Origin of the sequence: Mesorhizobium sp. B2-4-12 (assembly GCF_006441575.1) — a bacterium.
Classification (GTDB): domain Bacteria; phylum Pseudomonadota; class Alphaproteobacteria; order Rhizobiales; family Rhizobiaceae; genus Mesorhizobium.
Map to the genome: position 1 here is coordinate 1 of NZ_VFVC01000070.1, position 17058 is coordinate 17058.

Annotated in this window: 14 protein-coding genes; 8 read left to right on the forward strand and 6 right to left on the reverse strand. The window is 65.0% G+C overall.

Features of this window, described 5'->3' with window-relative positions; genetic code table 11:
* Positions 1–121: 121 nt before the first annotated feature.
* The 7 genes from FJ934_RS26405 to FJ934_RS26435 all read left to right on the forward strand — a co-directional run bounded on the left by FJ934_RS26405 (position 122) and on the right by FJ934_RS26435 (position 5200).
* Entirely contained in the window at positions 122–376 is a 255-nt protein-coding gene (locus tag FJ934_RS26405; RefSeq protein ID WP_246671647.1) for a hypothetical protein, read from the forward strand.
* Between the two features lie 45 nt (positions 377–421).
* The gene (locus FJ934_RS26410) at positions 422–958 is read left to right on the forward strand and encodes an RNA polymerase sigma factor (protein WP_140613350.1); all 537 of its coding nucleotides are present in this window, start codon (positions 422–424) and stop codon (positions 956–958) included.
* A gap of 119 nt (positions 959–1077) precedes the next feature.
* A complete protein-coding gene (locus FJ934_RS26415) occupies positions 1078–1530 on the forward strand; it encodes a hypothetical protein (RefSeq protein ID WP_140613351.1) in 453 nt (150 codons plus the stop codon).
* Between the two features lie 38 nt (positions 1531–1568).
* Entirely contained in the window at positions 1569–1988 is a 420-nt protein-coding gene (locus tag FJ934_RS26420) for a periplasmic heavy metal sensor (RefSeq protein WP_246671648.1), read from the forward strand.
* 110 nt (positions 1989–2098) lie between these two features.
* Positions 2099–2374 (forward strand): hypothetical protein, encoded by a 276-nt coding sequence (locus FJ934_RS26425; protein ID WP_140613353.1) that lies wholly within the window; start codon positions 2099–2101, stop codon positions 2372–2374.
* A 107-nt stretch (positions 2375–2481) separates the two neighbouring features.
* On the forward strand, positions 2482–3927 hold the full coding sequence (locus FJ934_RS26430; RefSeq protein ID WP_246671649.1) for a DUF1800 family protein: 1446 nt from the start codon (positions 2482–2484) through the stop codon (positions 3925–3927).
* 34 nt (positions 3928–3961) lie between these two features.
* Positions 3962–5200 (forward strand): DUF1501 domain-containing protein, encoded by a 1239-nt coding sequence (locus tag FJ934_RS26435; protein ID WP_140613354.1) that lies wholly within the window; start codon positions 3962–3964, stop codon positions 5198–5200.
* 54 nt (positions 5201–5254) lie between these two features.
* On the opposite strand, the gene FJ934_RS26440 is transcribed toward FJ934_RS26435, so the two are convergent.
* From FJ934_RS26440 to FJ934_RS26470, 6 genes are all read right to left on the reverse strand, one after another.
* Complete coding sequence (locus FJ934_RS26440; protein WP_140613355.1) at positions 5255–8659, reverse strand: acyl-[ACP]--phospholipid O-acyltransferase; 3405 nt, start codon at positions 8657–8659, stop codon at positions 5255–5257.
* Positions 8660–9077: 418 nt separating this feature from the next.
* Entirely contained in the window at positions 9078–10658 is a 1581-nt protein-coding gene (locus FJ934_RS26445) for an indolepyruvate oxidoreductase subunit beta family protein (protein ID WP_140613356.1), read from the reverse strand.
* Positions 10651–12804: an indolepyruvate ferredoxin oxidoreductase subunit alpha gene (locus FJ934_RS26450; protein ID WP_140613357.1), complete on the reverse strand. Its 2154-nt coding sequence runs from the start codon at positions 12802–12804 to the stop codon at positions 10651–10653. Before FJ934_RS26450 ends, FJ934_RS26445 begins: the two co-directional genes overlap by 8 nt.
* Positions 12805–12909: 105 nt before the next feature.
* Complete coding sequence (locus FJ934_RS26455; protein ID WP_140613358.1) at positions 12910–13392, reverse strand: MarR family transcriptional regulator; 483 nt, start codon at positions 13390–13392, stop codon at positions 12910–12912.
* Positions 13392–14963, reverse strand: a complete 1572-nt coding sequence (locus tag FJ934_RS26460; protein ID WP_140613359.1) for an NAD(P)/FAD-dependent oxidoreductase — start codon at positions 14961–14963, stop codon at positions 13392–13394. Before FJ934_RS26460 ends, FJ934_RS26455 begins: the two co-directional genes overlap by 1 nt.
* A gap of 300 nt (positions 14964–15263) precedes the next feature.
* Positions 15264–16055, reverse strand: a complete 792-nt coding sequence (locus tag FJ934_RS26470) for a cyclase family protein (RefSeq protein ID WP_140613360.1) — start codon at positions 16053–16055, stop codon at positions 15264–15266.
* A gap of 119 nt (positions 16056–16174) precedes the next feature.
* Between FJ934_RS26470 and FJ934_RS26475 the strand changes: the two genes are divergently transcribed.
* The coding region (locus FJ934_RS26475; protein ID WP_140613361.1) for an NAD(P)/FAD-dependent oxidoreductase at positions 16175–17058 on the forward strand (884 nt) is incomplete at its 3' end.

The following is a 17058-nucleotide window of genomic DNA, read 5'->3' on the forward strand; positions in this document are numbered from 1 at the left end:
ATCATCGGCAGTGATGTGAGCACGCCCTGCCCCTGCCCCTGCCACACCGCCGGCTGCCGCGCCCAAGGCCAAGTCCGATCTTACGCTGGCCAAGTTCCAGAAGCGGCGGGAGAAGGCGATCATGGCCGCCGACACGGATGGTGACGGCAAGATCAGCCTGCTGGAGTGGGAGGCCTTCCAGGCCAAGCGAAACATCAAGGGCGACCCCGCCAAATCCTTCTCGCGCATCGATTCGAACCATGACGGCTTCATCGATCGCGCCGAGCTCGACGCGTTCTTCGCCAAGCGCTTCGCCAGACTGGACAAGAATGGCGACGGCGTCCTCAAGGCCGACGAGATGCCAGGCCACAAATCCGCTCCCAAGCCGGAGCAATGACCAAGAGGCCATGACGCGTGATGAACATCGGGAGTGCGCCGGCAGATGAGCGCCGATCCGGACGAGGAGTTGGTTCGTCGGGTCGGTGCTGGCGATCCAGCGGCAGTGCGGACGCTCGTCGCGCGCAAGCTGCCGCGTATCCTGTCGCTGGCCGCTCGCATGCTGGGCGACGCAGCGGAGGCCGAGGATGTCGCCCAGGAAACCTTCGTGCGGATCTGGCGTCATGCCTCGAGCTGGCGGCGCGGCGGTGCGCGCTTCGATACCTGGATCCACCGGGTGACGCTCAACCTTTGCTACGACCGGCTGCGCCGGCGCCGCGAATGGGTGACCGACGATTTGCCGGACGTGGCGGATCCGGCCCCGCTTCCCGATTCCCGGGAAGAGACGCATCGGGTCGAGCACGCCTTGCAGGCGATCGCGCCACGCCAGCGCGAAGCGATTATCCTGGTCTACTATCAGGAGATGTCCAATATCGAGGCGGCCGCGACCCTGGAGATCAGCATCGATGCCCTGGAGAGCCTGCTTTCGCGCGGCCGGCGGGCCCTACAGACGATTCTGGCCAAGGATAGCGTCCATGACTGACAAAGGCGCGACCATGGATGCCGAACATTCATCGCGCTTTGCGGGCGTCCGGTGGGGGCGGGTCGCTGTCGTTTCCAACCCGCGTGAGCACGCGGCGCCAAGGGGCAAGGGGAAAGCAAATGACTGAAGACATCGAAGACGGCCCGGCAATGGATGCCAAGCGCTTCGCGGCGCTGGCCGAAGCCTATGGCGGCGATTTGCGTCGCTGGCCGGAAGCGGAGCGCGAAGCCGCCGCGGCCTTTGCTCCAAGCGAGGCGGGCCAAGCCATTTCGCGACATGCCGGCACACTCGACACCCTGCTCGACAGCTACAGCGTCCAGCCCCCCGGCAAGGCGCTGCACGGCAGCATCCTGCGCGTCGCCGACCGGCACCTTGTCCAGCGGCGGCGTCAGCGGTTCTGGTGGCTGGGCTTGGGACTTACCGGCATCGGCCTGGCCGGTGCGGTGGCCGGATTGGCCCTAGTGACCGTCGTCACACCCGAAGCCCAGCCCGACCACTACGTGCTCGACGCCAATGCGACGGCCTTCGGCGATGCGGGCGCGGATGCCGACAATGGCGAGGAAAATCTATGAGTACGCGTTGGGTCCGCCGCCTTGTCATCGTCTCGGTTGTGCTGAACGTCTTTCTTGCAGGCGCATTTATCAGCGGTGCGGCGTGGCTGAGAAATGCCAGGGCAGGCGCGGGCTACTCGCTGGAAACGGCCGGCGGAAGGCTTCCGGAACAGGACCGCAAGGCATTCCGCAAGGCGCTGCGCCAGGTCCGCATGGAATCCCGCCAGGTCATTCTGGACGGTCAGCAGGCCAGGCAGGAGGCTGCCGACCTGTTGCAGCAGCCCGTCGTGAATACGGCGGCTTTGTCCGCCGCCCTGGAGCGGGCGCGCAACGCCGACTTGACGGTACGTACGCGACTTGAACAGGCCATCGTCGATTTTGCGGCGAATACATCGCCGCAGAATCGAAGCCTCCTGGCGACAGCGCTGCTGCACCATGTGCAACGCCAGGCGGCCGGCGCGCCAAAAAAATCGCCATAAGGACCGACGGAAAAAGGCTCCGGCGCCGTTTAACGAATTGAAGGGTCAAGCCTGTCCGGCCCCTTGTTGCGGGCCGGACATCTTCAACTCGAAGCACTCGGAGTTCGATCATGAACCGTCTGATAAAATATGCCGCCGCCGGCCTTGCCGTTGGCGGGACAGTCGCTACCGCCGCCACCTCCAATGCCATGCCGGTCGTATCCGTCACCCAACCGGGCGCGCCCGCGCTGGTAGAGCATGTCCGCTGGGGCTGCGGGATCGGCTGGCACCCGAACCGCTGGGGCCGTTGTGTCCCGAACCGTGTCGTGGTGCGGCCGCACTATGTGCATGGCCCATTCTACGTCTGGCACCCGCATCGCCACTGGCATCGCTGGCACCGCTGGTAGGCGCTGCTGGGCCAGGCGCAAATGCCTGGCCCTCTCCACCGGCGACGCCGGATGGGTTGACCGGAGCCCGCACGTCCACATGCGCTCCGAAAGATGGAGGGTTCAGTTTGGCTGTCCCGGGTCCAGAAACCACGCAAGATGAGATCCTGGTTGCGTTCAACCGCTTTGGACTTGGCGCGCGATCGGGAGGCCGCGACAAACTTGCCGGCGACGCACGCGCCGCCTTGAGGGCTGAACTCAAGGCGCCCGACATTGCCCTGATATCGCTCGACGATCCTGCCTATGCGGGACTGAAGGGAAGCACCTCAGCCATCCAGGCCAGCATGGCGGCAAGGATGCAGCGCAAGCTCGAGCGCAATCTCATGGCAGAGCGGACGGCCAAAGCCGATGCATCGCAGATGCCGTCAGCACAGCCGCCCGCAAAGCCGGCGGTGCCGAGGGTCGAGGCTGAACTGTTCCGGGCCGAGGCCAAGGCGCGCCTCGACAAAGCTCTGCAAGCCGAGGTCGGCTTCGTCGAACGTCTTGTCTATTTCTGGTCGAACCATTTCTGTGTCTCGGCGGCAAAGGGGCCGATCGTGCGGGCCAGCGCCGGCGCCTTCGAGCGGGAAGCGATCCGTCCCTTCGTGCTCGGCCGTTTCGCCGACATGCTGATGGCGGTCGAACGGCACCCGGCGATGCTGTTCTATCTCGACAACCAGCAGTCGATCGGCCCGGACTCCCGCGCCGGCAGGAAGCGTCAGCGCGGTCTCAACGAGAACCTCGCCCGCGAAATCCTGGAACTGCACACGCTGGGCGTCGGCAGCGGTTACACGCAAGCCGATGTCACCAGCTTCGCCCGCATCCTGACCGGCTGGATGATGGCCGGATGGGAAGGACGGCTTGGCGAGCCCGGCAGTTCGGTCTTCAACGCCAACGCACATGAACCTGGCGACGCGGTGCTGTTGGGCAAGACCTATCCGGCCGCCGGCATGGGCCAGGCCGAGGCCGCGATCAGCGATATCGCCCGCCATCCGGCGACGGCGCAGCACATCGCCACCAAGCTCGCCCGACACTTCATATCGGACGAGCCGCCACCGGCGGCGGTCGCGCGTCTCGCCAAGGTGTTCACCAGGAGCGATGGCAATCTCAGGGCATTGGCGGCGGCGCTCATCGACATGCCCGAGGCGTGGTCGATGCCCTTGACCAAGATGCGCTCGCCCTTCGACTACGTCGCCGCCATCCGCAGAGCAGCCGGCCCCGGTCCGGCGAACGCTCCCGGCCAGTCGCTCAGATGGCTGAGCGCGCTGGGCGAGCCGCTCTGGCAGCCGCCGGGACCGAACGGCTTCTCCGACCAGACAGACAGCTGGGCGTCGGCCGAAGGCATGAAGATCCGCCTCGACATCGCCTGGCAGGCGGCCGGCCAGGTCAACGACATCGGCAATCCCGACGACATGCTCGACGCCATCATCGGGCCCTCCGCCTCGCCGGAGACACGGCAAGCGGTCGCCCGCGCCGAATCCAGGCAACAGGGCCTGGCGCTGCTGCTGATGGCGCCCGAATTCCAGCGACGATAGCGCCAGCGCGGACAACTCCCATGGAGACAAAGTCATGAGCCTGCTGTGTGAAACACCTCATCCTTCCCGCCGCGCCATGCTGATGACCGGCGGCGCGCTGTTTGCGTGGGCCTATCTGCCCCGCTTCGCCCGTGCCGCCGACAATCGCGACCCGCGCCTGATCGTTATCGTGCTGCGCGGCGCGCTCGACGGCCTGTCGGCCGTCGGCCCGGTCGGCGATCCGGACTATGCCGGCCTGCACGGCGATATCGCGCTGTCGCTCACCGGCCCGCACGCGGCGCTGCCGCTCGATGGTTTCTTCGCGGTCAATCCGGCGATGCCGGTGTTCGCGCGGCTGTTCAGGGATAAGCAGGCTGCGGTGGTGCATGCGGCCGCGACAGGCTACCGGGAACGCTCGCATTTCGACGGGCAGGATGTGCTGGAAAGCGGCTATGCCGGTCCGGGCCATGTCGCCACCGGATGGCTCAACCGGGCGCTCGTGAGCCTGCCGGCCGGCGCTCGCGTGGCGACGCTCAGCGGGCTGGCCGTCGGGCCGTCGACGCCCCTTGTGATCCGCGGTGCGGCTCCGGTGCTCGGTTGGGCGCCGCAATCCTTGCCGGCTCCGGCCAGTGACCTGGCGGCACGGGTGCTCGATCTCTACCAGCATCGCGATCCCGCGCTGGCGGTGGCCTTGCAAAAAGGCCTCGATGCCGACCGGATGGCGCTCGACGACCAGATGGGTCCCAAGGCGATGAACCCGAAGGGCGGCCTCGACAGCGCTGCCGGGATGCGGCAGGCCGCACAAGGTGCCGCCAAGCTGATCGCGGCCGATGATGGGCCACGGGTTGCCGCCCTGGCCTTCGACGGCTGGGACACGCATGTCAATGAGGGCGGCGCGACCGGCCGGCTTGCCACCTTGCTCGGTGGTCTCGACGGTGCCTTCGAGGAATTCGAGAAGGGGCTTGGCGAGCGCTGGAAGGACACTGCGATCGTCGCCATCACCGAGTTCGGGCGCACGGCGCAGATTAACGGCACGGTCGGCACCGATCACGGCACCGGCACGGTGGTGCTGCTCGCGGGCGGCGCGATCAAGGGCGGTCGCGTCATCGCCGACTGGCCGGGATTGAAGCCGGCTCAGCTCCATGAGCAACGCGATCTTGCACCGACTAGCGATGTCAGAGGGGTCCTGAAGGGCCTGCTCGCCGACCAATTCGGTCTTTCCGCCGCCGTGCTTTCTGACAAGGTGTTTCCGGAGTCGTCGGCAGTGAAGCCGATGACGAACCTGATTGTCTGAAACGCTCACGACGCCGCGATTTTCATCGCGGCGTCGTCTCGCCGTCACCCGTGATCAGGCGGCCTCGACCTTGGCGGCATCCTCGCCACGCACCAGTCCGGTCACGCCGGCGAAGTCGACCTTGCCGGAGCCGAGCACCGGCACTTTGTGGACGACGCGCACTTCGGCGGGCACCATCAAGTCCATGGCACCGTTCGTCTTGGCGAAGTTCAGGAACTCGGCGCGCGTGGCGCCGGGAGCCTCGGTGATGAGAATGAGCTTCTCGCCCTTTCGTGCATCCGGCACGGAAGCGACCGCCGATAGCGAGCCTTTCCACAACTCGCCCGCCAGCACCTCGACGGCGGCGAGCGAGATCATCTCGCCACCGATCTTGGCGAAACGCTTGGCGCGGCCGCGAATGGTGATGAAGCCCCCCTCGTCGATGGAGACGACGTCGCCGGTGTCATGCCAGCCGTCCGGGAGAGGTTCGAGCACGCCCGGCTTCTCGGCGCGCAGATAGCCCGCCATGACGTTTGGTCCACGTACATAGAGCCGTCCGCCATCGTCGACTCCAGGCACCGGATCAAGACGATACTCCATACCAGGCATGATTTTGCCGACGGTGCCGGAACGGTTGTACATCGGCGTGTTGATGGAGATCACCGGCGCGGTCTCGGTAACGCCATAGCCTTCGAGAATACGCACGCCGAACTTTTCCATATAGGTCATGCGCGTCGACGCCTTGACCGGTTCTGCGCCGGCAAAGCAATAGCGTATCGAACGGAAATCGTACGGGTGCGCGGTGCGGGCATAGCCGCTGAGGAACGTATCGGTGCCGAAGATGATCGTTGCGTTCGATGCGTAAATCAGTTCCGGCACGATGCGGTAGTGCAGCGGCGACGGATAGAAAAAGATCGGCACGCCCGAGATCAGCGGCAGCACCGTGCCGGCCGTCATGCCGAAGGAATGGAAGATCGGCAGGACGTTGAACACCTTGTCGCCCGAGTGGAAATCGATACGGGATGCGGCCTGCGCGGCATTGGCCAGGATGTTGCGGTGGGTGAGCACCACGCCCTTTGGCGTGCCTTCCGACCCGGAGGTGAACAGGATCACCGCCGGGTCGGTGGCCTTGCGGGCAACGCGCGGCGTGCTCTTGCGCAACAGGCCGAGCAGTTTTTCCTTGAGGCCGATGGTGGCGCGCAGATCATCCAGCCAGACAATGTCGACCGAACGGCCCATCTCCTCGACCACGGCGCCAAGCTTGGCCTGTTCGACGAAGGCACGCGAGGTCAGCACGGTGCGCACCTCGGCCGCCTTGCAGGCCGACAGGATGTTGGCCGCACCGGCGGTGAAGTTGATCATCGCCGCCACCTTGCCCGCCGACATCACGCCAAGCAGTGTGGCGCAAGAGCCGTTGGCGTTGGGCAGCATGATGCCGAGCGTCCGCTGGCCGGCATAGAGCGTCTCGAATTTCTCGCCAAGCACGGCCGCCGCCGTCAGCAGCTTGCCATAGCTCAGCGAGCCGGTGACGGGGTCCTGCACGGCGAGCCGTTTCATGCCGCGTTCGTTCGCCGTCAAAATGATCTTTTCCAGCACCGTCCTGTCGATATCCTGGGTACGGAAGACGAGATCGGACATGACCTGATAAAGTGCCGCACCGGCCGCGGCGCGGCGCTGGCGGCCTTTCAGTTCCGGCGGCACTTCAAGCTTGACCGGCTCCAGTATGGTTACCTTGACCTTCGGAAACAGGCGACGGCGCACGTGCTGCGACGTCAGCCGCGAGAACGGGCTTTTCTCCAGCCCTTCAATGCGGATCGGCACCACCATCGAGCCGGTCTTATCGGCCACCATGGCGGCGCCGTCATAGACCTTCATCAAGCCGCCGGTGACGGTGATACGGCCTTCGGGGAAGATGACCAGCGGATCGCCATTCTGCACGATCTTGATCAGCGTGCGGGTCGACATCGGCTTGGCCGGATTGAGCGGCAGCGCGCGGGTCAGTTTCAGGAAAGGCTTCATCCACCAGGCCTGCGCGATGGTGTAGTCGATGGCGAAGACCGGTTCTTCATCCGTCAGCGTCAACGCCAACGGGCCATCGAGGAAGCTGACATGGTTGAGCGCCAGGATGGGTGCCTTGCCGGCCGCCTTGAGGTTTTCCATCCCCTCGATCTCCAGGCGGTGGAAGGCGCGGAAGAGGATGGAGACGAAGTCGCGAAACGGATTCGTCGGCAAGAATTTCAGCATCAGCCAGGCAGCGACCGCGTTGGCCGCGACGAGGCCGAACAGAATGCCTCCAGTGGAAACGCCCGCGGCCTGGATCGCGGCGACGAGTATGCCGCCCACGGTCATGAAGCCGGCATTGACGATGCTGACGGCGGCGACGACGCGGGCGCGGCGCGCCTCGGGCGCCCAGGCTTGCACGGCGGCAAAGGTCGGCACCACGAGAAAGGCTGCTGAGATGGCCATGCCGGCGAGGTCGATGGCGACATGGATAGTGTTTGGCCCGGCGAAGAACATGGCAAGGGTCTCGGCCCTCGGCGACGGCTGCATGCTCCAGATGACCCGGGCCAGATCGAGGCCGAACAGTGCAAGCAGCGCCGTGCCGACCGGGGCCGGCAAGAGCACGACACGTCCCTGCGACATCCATGCGGCAATGGCCGAACCGATAGCGATCGAGACGGCGAACACGGCGAGGTAGGCGGTGACGGCGATTTCTCCGCCGCCGAGCGAATCCTTGACCAGCGTCGGCAGGATCGAAAGGATGATGGATCCGATCAGCCAGAACCAGGAGGTCATCAGGCCGGCGCGCCAGATGCGTGTATCGGTGCGCAATTCGCTGACCTGGCGCCAGGTCGAGCGAAAGATGTTCCTGTCGATGACAAGGCTGGGAGCAGCCGAACCCGTCGAAGGGATGTAGCGGCTGACGAACCAGCAGCCGACTGACAGGATCATCATGATCGGCCCGAAGATCCAGACGCCGATGCCATCGGCCGAGACGACGCCGCCGGCGATGGTGCCGCCGAGGATGGCGGCGAAGGTCGCCGACTCGATCCAGGCATTGGCGCGTGGCAATTCCTTGCGCTCGAGATGATCCGGTAGGATGCCATACTTGATCGGTCCGAACAGCGCCGAGATGATGCCGAACATGAGCAATGCCGTCATCAGCACCGGGATCGACGACAGCGCGATGCCAATGACGGCGACTGCAGCGGCGGCGGTCTCCGCGAATTTCAGCCGGCGGGCGATCAGGGCCTTGTCGAACCGGTCGGCGATCTCGCCGCCCAGGGCCGACAGGAGCAGGAAAGGAGCCATGAAGACGGCCCCGGCGAGCGTGACCAGCGAGGCCGCCTGGTCGGCGGCCAAGGTGAAGAGAATCAGAAACACCAGCGTGTTCTTGAGGAAATTGTCGTTGAACGCGGACAGGAACTGCGTCCAGAACAGAGGCGCGAAGCGCCGCGACAACATGAGATGAGTGTTCATGGCGATGTCCATTTGGCGGAACCCGGTGGCTGTTCGCCAGAGGGCCCTGCGGGTTGCAGGCGCTGTTTCGATCCCAGCAATATCAGTGAGCTGGTTAAACTTCCTTGCTGCGGTTCATGCCCATGCTTGGCTCCGGCAGCCGATGTTTGAACCCACGGAAGAGACGGGTTGTGGTACACATGCCAAGCTGTTTCAGCATTTTCGGCCATCCTGAAATGAACGTTGTTCATAAAAGGACTTTATCACATCATGAACAATGTTCAAGAGAAAAATGAACGACGTTCATTATTCATGAAGGAAGGTTGGACCACGGAACCCGGTCTCGAAAGGAATGTGCATCACCAACGATAAGCCTCGCGCGCGCTATGTACGCCAGAGGAGTAGCCGGTGACATCGGTGCGGCGCCCGTTGGCACGCCTCAATCGACGGGATTTTGATCCAAGGTCGCCACCGTCTTCAGTGCGCCGTCGAGCATGTCGCCTTTTTCGTCCTTCAAGGCGGCCTCACGCAAACGGCGGATCCAGTCGGCGGCGTCGGTACGGCCCTCGAGCATGGGAAGCGCCGACAGCACGCGGTCGAATTTCGACTGGGCGCGGAGATGGGTGTCGCTGTAGCCCTTGATCAGCCGGCGGCAGTTGAGGATTTCGACGGCCAGTGCATAGTCGGCCGGCACGTAGCCAAGCGCCAGCGTGTACCAGCGTTCAAGATGCGCGGTCTCGACCTTGTGGCGCAGCAGCCGGCGGCGCCAGCGGCGCAGGCCGCCGATGAACCACAGCGCGGCAAAGCCGGCAAAGCTGTCGGTGCGGATGCGCCGGCCATGATTGATGCGACGGTCGAGGAAGGCGGCGAGTTTCGGCCGGTTCTCGATGTAGCTGCCCAGCCCCGCCGGCAGTGTGCCGCAGAACTCCTCGATGCGGGGATGGAAATATTCGGTCACCTGCAGGATCGAGCCGCCCTTGACGCCGACCTCGCGGCGCACACGCCTGTCACGCGTCGAGCGTGTTTTCAGGTCGGCGACGCGGATCATGTCGTCGTAGCACATTGCATTGGCCAGATGCTTGGCGGCGGCGATGGACAGCGCGTGGGCATGGTCGGCGCTGTCCAGCGCGACGGCCTTGTCCAGCCGGTCAAGATACTCGCCACCATAGGCGATGTCCTGATAGTCGACGACCTTCCTCAGTCCCCTGAGCGCCATGTCGCGCACCGCCAGGGGCATCAGGTCGATACGGGCGGCGAGCGCCTGCCAGCCCTGCAGCAAGTTTCGCGGGCCACTGACCCGCCCAGCCCCCAAAGCGGATTCGACAATCGCCGGTTCAGCCGGCTTTGGCGCCGGCGCCGCCGTGCCGCGCGCACGATCAAACGCGGCGCCGAAGGCCGCAAGGCTGGCCTTGACGCCGCGACCACCGGCACCGATCGCCTGTTCATAGCTTTCGCGCGCGAACGGCAGCGCGTCGGATCCGGCCAGCGCGCCAAGCAGGCTGGCCGAGATCATCGAGCCGTTGGCGGCGGCGATCTCTTCCATGTCGAAGGCGATGAAGCGTTTGGACGCGGCCTCGGCCGTCGCGTGCACCTTGGACGAAGAGGCCCGGCCGTCGCCCGGTTCGATCTTTTCCGATACGGCTGCGATGCGGTGCGAAGAGGCGATCAGCGTCGTGCGCTCGGGCGTGACGAAGCCCCTGATGATGGCGCGGCCGGCTTCCATCAGTTCGGCGGCGATCAGGATGTCGACATCGCCCTGCGAAGGCGACAGCGCGAACACCGGCAGCCGGCCAGTGTCGCGAGCCATTTCGATATAATAGATCGTGGCGCCGGTGCGCTGGGCGACGCCGGCGACCGAAGTCGATTGCGCGACGTAGCCATTGCGTTCGGCAACGTCGATGATCCAGTCAGCCAGCACGCCGCCGCCCTGGCCGCCAACCGCCAGTACCGCGAGTTTTATCACGCGTTCGTCTTCGGTGGCGCCCGCCTTCGGGCGCATGGGTGAGGCCTGGTCAAGCATCGGCGAAGGTCAGGCGCCGGTTTTCGCGGCGGCGCTGCAACAGGTTGATCACGGCGCGGCGCGCGGTTTCCACAAACCGGTCCCAGCGGCTGGGGTTGTGCACGACGTCGGCGCGGTAGAAGGATGGGCAGAGCACCGCGGCGTCGGCGACCTCGCCGCAATTGCCGCAGCCGACGCAGTTCTGGTCGATGCTGGCGACCGGATCGTCACGCAGTGGATCATCGAGCGACTTCACCGACAGCGACGGGCAACCGGACAGCCGCATGCAGGCATGATCCCCGGTGCAGATGTCCTCGTCGACGCCGAACTTCGGCTTCACCACGCGCTCGCCGCCCTTGATCGCCTTGTCGACCAGCGGCATCTCGCGGCGCTGACGGTTGAGCATGCATTCGGAGGAAGCGACGATGACCTTCGGCCCCTTCTCCTCCGTCGTCAGCGCTTCGCGCAACGTGTCCTGCATCTTGCCGACATCGTAGGTGCGGTCGACATGGCGCAGCCATTTGACGCCCATCCCCTTCACCGCCTCGGTGATCGGATGCTTGGTCGACTTGGTCTTGTTGCCGGCGCGCGATGACAGAATGTCCTGCCCACCGGTCGCGGCGGAATAGAAATTGTCGACGATGACGATGACGCCGTCATTCTTGTTGAAAACCGCATTGCCGATCGAGGAGGTCAGGCCGTTGTGCCAGAAGCCGCCGTCGCCGACAAAGGAGATCGAGCGGCGCTTGGCATCGGGCGAATTGAACGCCGAGGCCGAGGCCGGCCCCAGCCCATAGCCCATGGTGGTGGCACCGAGTTCGAAGGGCGGCATGATCGAAAACAGATGGCAGCCAATGTCGGAGGCGATGTGATGCTTGCCGAGTTCCTGTTCGACCAGCTTGGTGGCGGCAAAGATCGGCCGCTCTGGGCAGCCGATGCAGAAGCCCGGCGGACGACCCGGCACGACGTTGATCAGATCAGCGGTGTCGACCCCCTCGCCGACCTTGTTGGGCGCACGCACCTCACCCGGCAGCAAATGCGGCGCCTCGGCGCGCAGGAAGGCGCCGATGCCGTCGAGCATGACCTGGCCGGTATACTCGCCGGCCATCGGCAGATGCTCCTTGCCGACCAGCCTGGTGCCGCGCCCGGCCTTGTGCAGCATCGCGGCAAAGGCCTGTTCGATGTAGTTGGGCTGGCCTTCCTCGACGACCAGCACGGCCTGCTTGCCTTCGCAGAAGGACAGGAACTCATCGTCGATCAGCGGATAGACGGCATTGAGCACATAGAGCGGCACGTCCGTCTCGCCATAGGTGTCGGCAAGGCCGAGACGCTGCAGGGCGCGGACGACGGAATTGTACATGCCGCCCTGCATGACGATGCCGACTGAGCCATGATCCGAGCCGAAGAATTCGTTGATCTTGTTCTTGGCGATGAACTCCACCGCCGCCGGCCAGCGCTTCGCCACCTTCTCCTTCTCGTGCAGGAACGAGGCGGGCGGCAGAACGATGCGGCCGGTGTCGCGGCGCGGTGCCGAAAGCGCATCGGCCACGGTCATCGGCGGGCGCTTGTTGTCCTTGGCGATGAAATGGCCGTGGACATGGCAGCAGCGGATGCGCACCTGCAGCATGACCGGCGTGTTGGAAACTTCGGACAGCTCAAAGCCGTCCTCCACCGCCTTGACGATCGAGGGCAGGTTCGGGCGTGGGTCGAGCAGCCAGACCTGGCTCTTCATGGCAAAGGCATGGCTGCGCTCCTGCATGATGGAGGAGCCCTCGCCGTAATCCTCGCCGACGATGATCAGGGCGCCGCCGGTGACACCGCCGGAAGCGAGATTGGCGAGTGCATCGGAGGCGACATTGGTGCCGACTGTGGACTTGAAGGTCGCGGCACCCCGGATCGGATAATGTACGGATGCTGCCAGCATGGCGGTGGCGGTCGCTTCCGACGCACTGGCCTCGAAATGCACGCCAAGCTCGCCCAGAATGTCCTGCGCGTCGGCCAGCACGTCCATCAGATGGCTGATCGGCGCGCCCTGGTAGCCGCCGACATAGCCGACGCCGCATTGCAGCAGCGCCTTGGTGATGGCGAGGATACCCTCGCCGGCGAATTCCTCACCGGCGCCGAGCCTGAGTTTTTCGACTTCCTTGGCAAAAGACCGTTCGGCCATCTCTGCCTCCTTCGGTTGTCGCCGACAGCCGGCGGCGGGTAATCTAGAGTCCCTGTTTATGCATGTCGTTTCCCCAAAACCGGGTCCACTTTTGGGCGACATGCATCAGATGTCGTGCTTGCGAATGTTCTTCAGCATCTTCTGCAGCGTCGCGATCAATGCGGCGTATTCGGCATCGTCGACATCGTCGAACATCGCCTCGAACGCGTCATGCATGGCCGGCCAGGCGCGGGTAAACTCGGCCCGGCCTTCGTCGGTGAGGAACACGTGGCGGATACGGCTGTCGGCGACCCCCTGCTCGCGCCGCACGAAGCCCTGGCCCTCCAGCGTGTCGAGCGTGCGGCTCAAGGTCGACTGCTCGATGACAGTGTAGACCGAGAGGTCGTTGACGGTGACACCGTCGGCGACCGACAGCACCGCAAGCGTCCGCACCTGCGGAATGGTCAGGCCCTGCTTGCGGAAATCGTCGCGCAAAGTGGCGTTGTAGCGGCCCATGATGCGGTTCATCAGATAGGGCGCGAATTGCTGCAGGCCGATCTGGCCCAGGGTGGAAATGCGCTGGCGCTTTTCGCCAAGCTTCTGTTCCATCACAGCCTCCCCGCCAGGAGAAAGCCGGAGCCGCCGCCAAGGCCGGCGCCCGGATGGGTCGAGGCGCCGATATGGTAGAGGTTTTCGATACCGGTCTGATTGTTGCGGCTGGTCTTGAACGGTCGCCACAGAAACGATTGGTCGATGGTGGATGAACCGCCATAGGGGTCACCGCCGACCAGATTGATGTTCATGGCTTCGAGATCGGCCGGCGAATAGGCACGACGCGCGATGACGCTGTCCCTGAAGCCGTCAATATGGCTGGCGAGAATCGCCTCGGCGCGATCGGCATAGGCCTCGCGCAACTCGGTCGTCCACTGCCCGTCGGCCGGCGCCTGCAGCTTGCCGGCGGCATCGCCCTTGATGTGGCGCGGCGCCTCGGGCAGTTGTAGCCACAGGATCGCCTTGCCCTCGGGGCAGCGCGACGGGTCGAGCGCGTGCGGCTGGCCGACACAGATGGTCGGCACCTCGGGAAGCATGCTGCGCGCTGCCTCGTTGCAGGCTTTCGAGACGCCATCCAGCCCGGGTGTAAGATGCAGCAGGGCCACCTTATCCAGCCCTTTACCGCGCCACGTCGGCGGCTTGTCGAGGGCGTAATGGATCTGGAAATTGCCTTTGCCGTAGCGGTATTTCTTCGTCGCCTCGGTATCGGCTTTGGGAGCATCCGTGCCGAGCAGGCGGCCATAGAGCTGCGTCGGCGTGACCGAGCAGATGACGCTCTTTTTCGCATGGACCGTCTCGCCCGAGGCCAGCCGCACGCCGGTGGTGCGGCCGCCGGCCAGGATGATGGAGGCAACGTCGGATTCTGTGGAAATGACGCCGCCGCGCTCGATGATAAGCGCCTCGAAAGCCGACAGCAGGTACTTCGCCCCACCCTTGACGATCGGCGCGCCTGCCGCCTCCAGCGCGAAGGCGATCACCTTGGCGATCTGGCCGGAAAAGGCATCTTCCGGGCCAAGCCCGGCATGCAGCACCCAGGGCGCCCAGAGCGCACGGATGGTTTCGGACCGGTAAGTGCTTTCCAGCCAGCCGCGCGCCGGCACCAGGGCCTCACCAAGGAAGGCGGCAAGGCCGCGCGGACCGCGCCGCCAGGCGTCGCCCGCCAGCAGCTTTGCCGTCGGATAGGACCACAAGCTGCCGCCGAGCAGGCCAAACAACAGGCCTGCATTGCGCTCGATGCCGCCGACATCCTCGGCATGCCGGTCGCCATCACCCGCGGCGATTGCGTTGAGTGCCGCGACATTGGCGGCGCGGTCGGTGCTGAGCACCGCATGGCTGCCGTCCGGCCGCAGCACGCCGGTCGGCGTTACCGCGTGGCAGAACTCCAAGCCGTGCCGCGCAAGGTCAGCACCAAGCGCCGCAAAGGCTGGCGAAGTGATGAACAGCACGAAGGTCGTCGCCATCACATCGTGGATGAAGCCGGGCGCGGTGATCTCCTCGGTGCGCATGCAGCCGCCGATGCGGTCGTTGCGTTCCAGCACGAGCACCTTCGCCCCCTTGCCGCCAAGCATCGCCGCGCACACCAGCGCGTTGATGCCACTGCCGACGATGATGTGATCGGGGGAGGTCATCGACGGTTCTCTGGGGAGCGGGATTTAGGAGGGCAAGGTAGCGTTCCTTCGCGCCCCCCCCTGTCCTGCCGGACATCTCCCCCACGAGGGGGGAGATTGGGCGTCGCGACCGCTTTCGTCAGTCTCCAACGTCGCTGGGACAAGTGAGGCGCCAGAGCTGCCAATCTCCCCCCTCGTGGGGGAGATGTCCGGCAGGACAGAGGGGGGCGCCGTAGGCGGCTAGCCTCGCCAGGCTGGCGCCCTCTTGCTGCCATGACATTATCACCCGCGCGCATGATCTTCTCCCGAAGACCCCTCGCTCTACTTTCCCGATACCAGCGCCAGAGCGCGGATCGGGCTGCCGGTGCCGTGCTCGATCTTGAGCGGTGCGGCGATCAGGATCGCGCCCTTCGGCGGCAGTTGATCGAGATTGCAGAGGCTGGCGAGCCCATAGCGGTTGGCCTTGTGCATCAGGCTGTGGGCAGGGAATGGCGGCTCCATGCCGCCGGCCTTGCCGGCATCGGTGCCGATGGTCTCCGAGCCCCAGCCCTTGATGTCCTTGCTGATCAGATACTGGATGGCCTCGGCAGTCGGGCCGGGCGTGTGCGGACCGGTGTCGTCGGCATTGAGGAATTCGGCTTCCGAACCGTTGCGCTTATACCAGTCGGTGCGCATCACCACCCATTCGCCCGGGTTGATGGCGCCATGGTCGGCTTCCCAGGCCTTGATATGGTCGACCGTGAGCAGGAAGTCGTGATCGGCGGCGGCTTCCCCGGAGCAGTCGATGACATTGACCGGGCCGACGAAGTTCTGTGCCGGAATGGTGTCGGTGGCGCCGTCGGCATAATCCTTGCCGGTGATCCAGTGCTTGGGCGCATCGAAATGCGTGCCGGAATGTTCGCCGAGCTTCAGCCAGTTCCAGGCCCACCACGGGCCGTTCTTGTCATAGGCGGAGATGGTGTGGATCTCGACCTTCGGCGTGTCGACGGCGAGTTCCGGTGGCAGCTTGATCAACGGCGTATCGGGTCCGAGCGGCGCCGACAGGTCGACTACCTTGATGGCGCCCGAAAGCAGCTGGCCGGCGACCTCGCCGAGGAGTTTTTGCGTGTCCATGGTCTCTGTTCCCTCTTTCTTGATGGTGCTGGAGGCTCGTGTCGGCCCTTAATATCCTACTAGACGAAAACATATGCATCTGCAATTATCTTTAAGCATAAAGGAAATGGGAACGGGGCGTGAGCGAGTTCGACGCCATCTTTGTCGGGGCGGGCCACAACAGTCTGGCATGCGCCGCGCATCTGGCGCTCAAAGGCTGGAAAACCGGCGTTTTCGAACGCAACGCGGCGGTCGGCGGCGCCGTCCAGACCGGCGAATTCACCCTTCCCGGTTTCCGCCACGATTTCGGGGCGATGAATCTGAGCCTGTTTGCCGGCTCGGCCTTCCACCGGAAATATGCAAATGAATTGAAAGCGCAAGGGTTGGAGTTCGCGCGGGTCGCCGACTGTTTCGCCAGCGCCTTCCCGGACGGACGCTGGTTCGGCGTCAGCAACGACCTGGAGAAAACAGCCGCGCGCATGGCTGCCTTCTCCGCCGCCGATGCCGCGACATGGCGCAGGCTGGTCGCGGCCTTCCCGGCCGAAGCCGAGCATCTGTTCCGGCTGCTCGGCTCGCCGATGAGTGCCCGCGCGCTTGCCGGTACGGCCTGGAACCTGTGGCGCAGGAAAGGCATGTCCGGCGCGCTCGATACGGGTCGCCTGCTGCTGTCATCGCCGCGCGCCTGGCTCGAGGAAAATTTCGAGTCGCCGCATGTGCGTGCAACACTCGCCACCTGGGGGATGCATCTCGACTTCGCGCCCGACATCGCAGGCGGCGCCGTGTTCCCCTATCTGGAATCGATGGCCAACCAGAGCTTCGGCATGGTGCTGGGCAAGGGCGGCGCCGACACCATTGTCCGCGCCTTGTCGGGCATGGTGACGTCAGCCGGCGGCAAGATCGTCACCGGGGCCGAGGTGGCCGAGATCACGGTTTCCGGCGGCAAGGCGACCGGCGTGCGGCTGGCCTCCGGTAAGAGCCATACGGCGACCAGGGCGGTCATCGCGGGCGTTGCGCCCAGGGCACT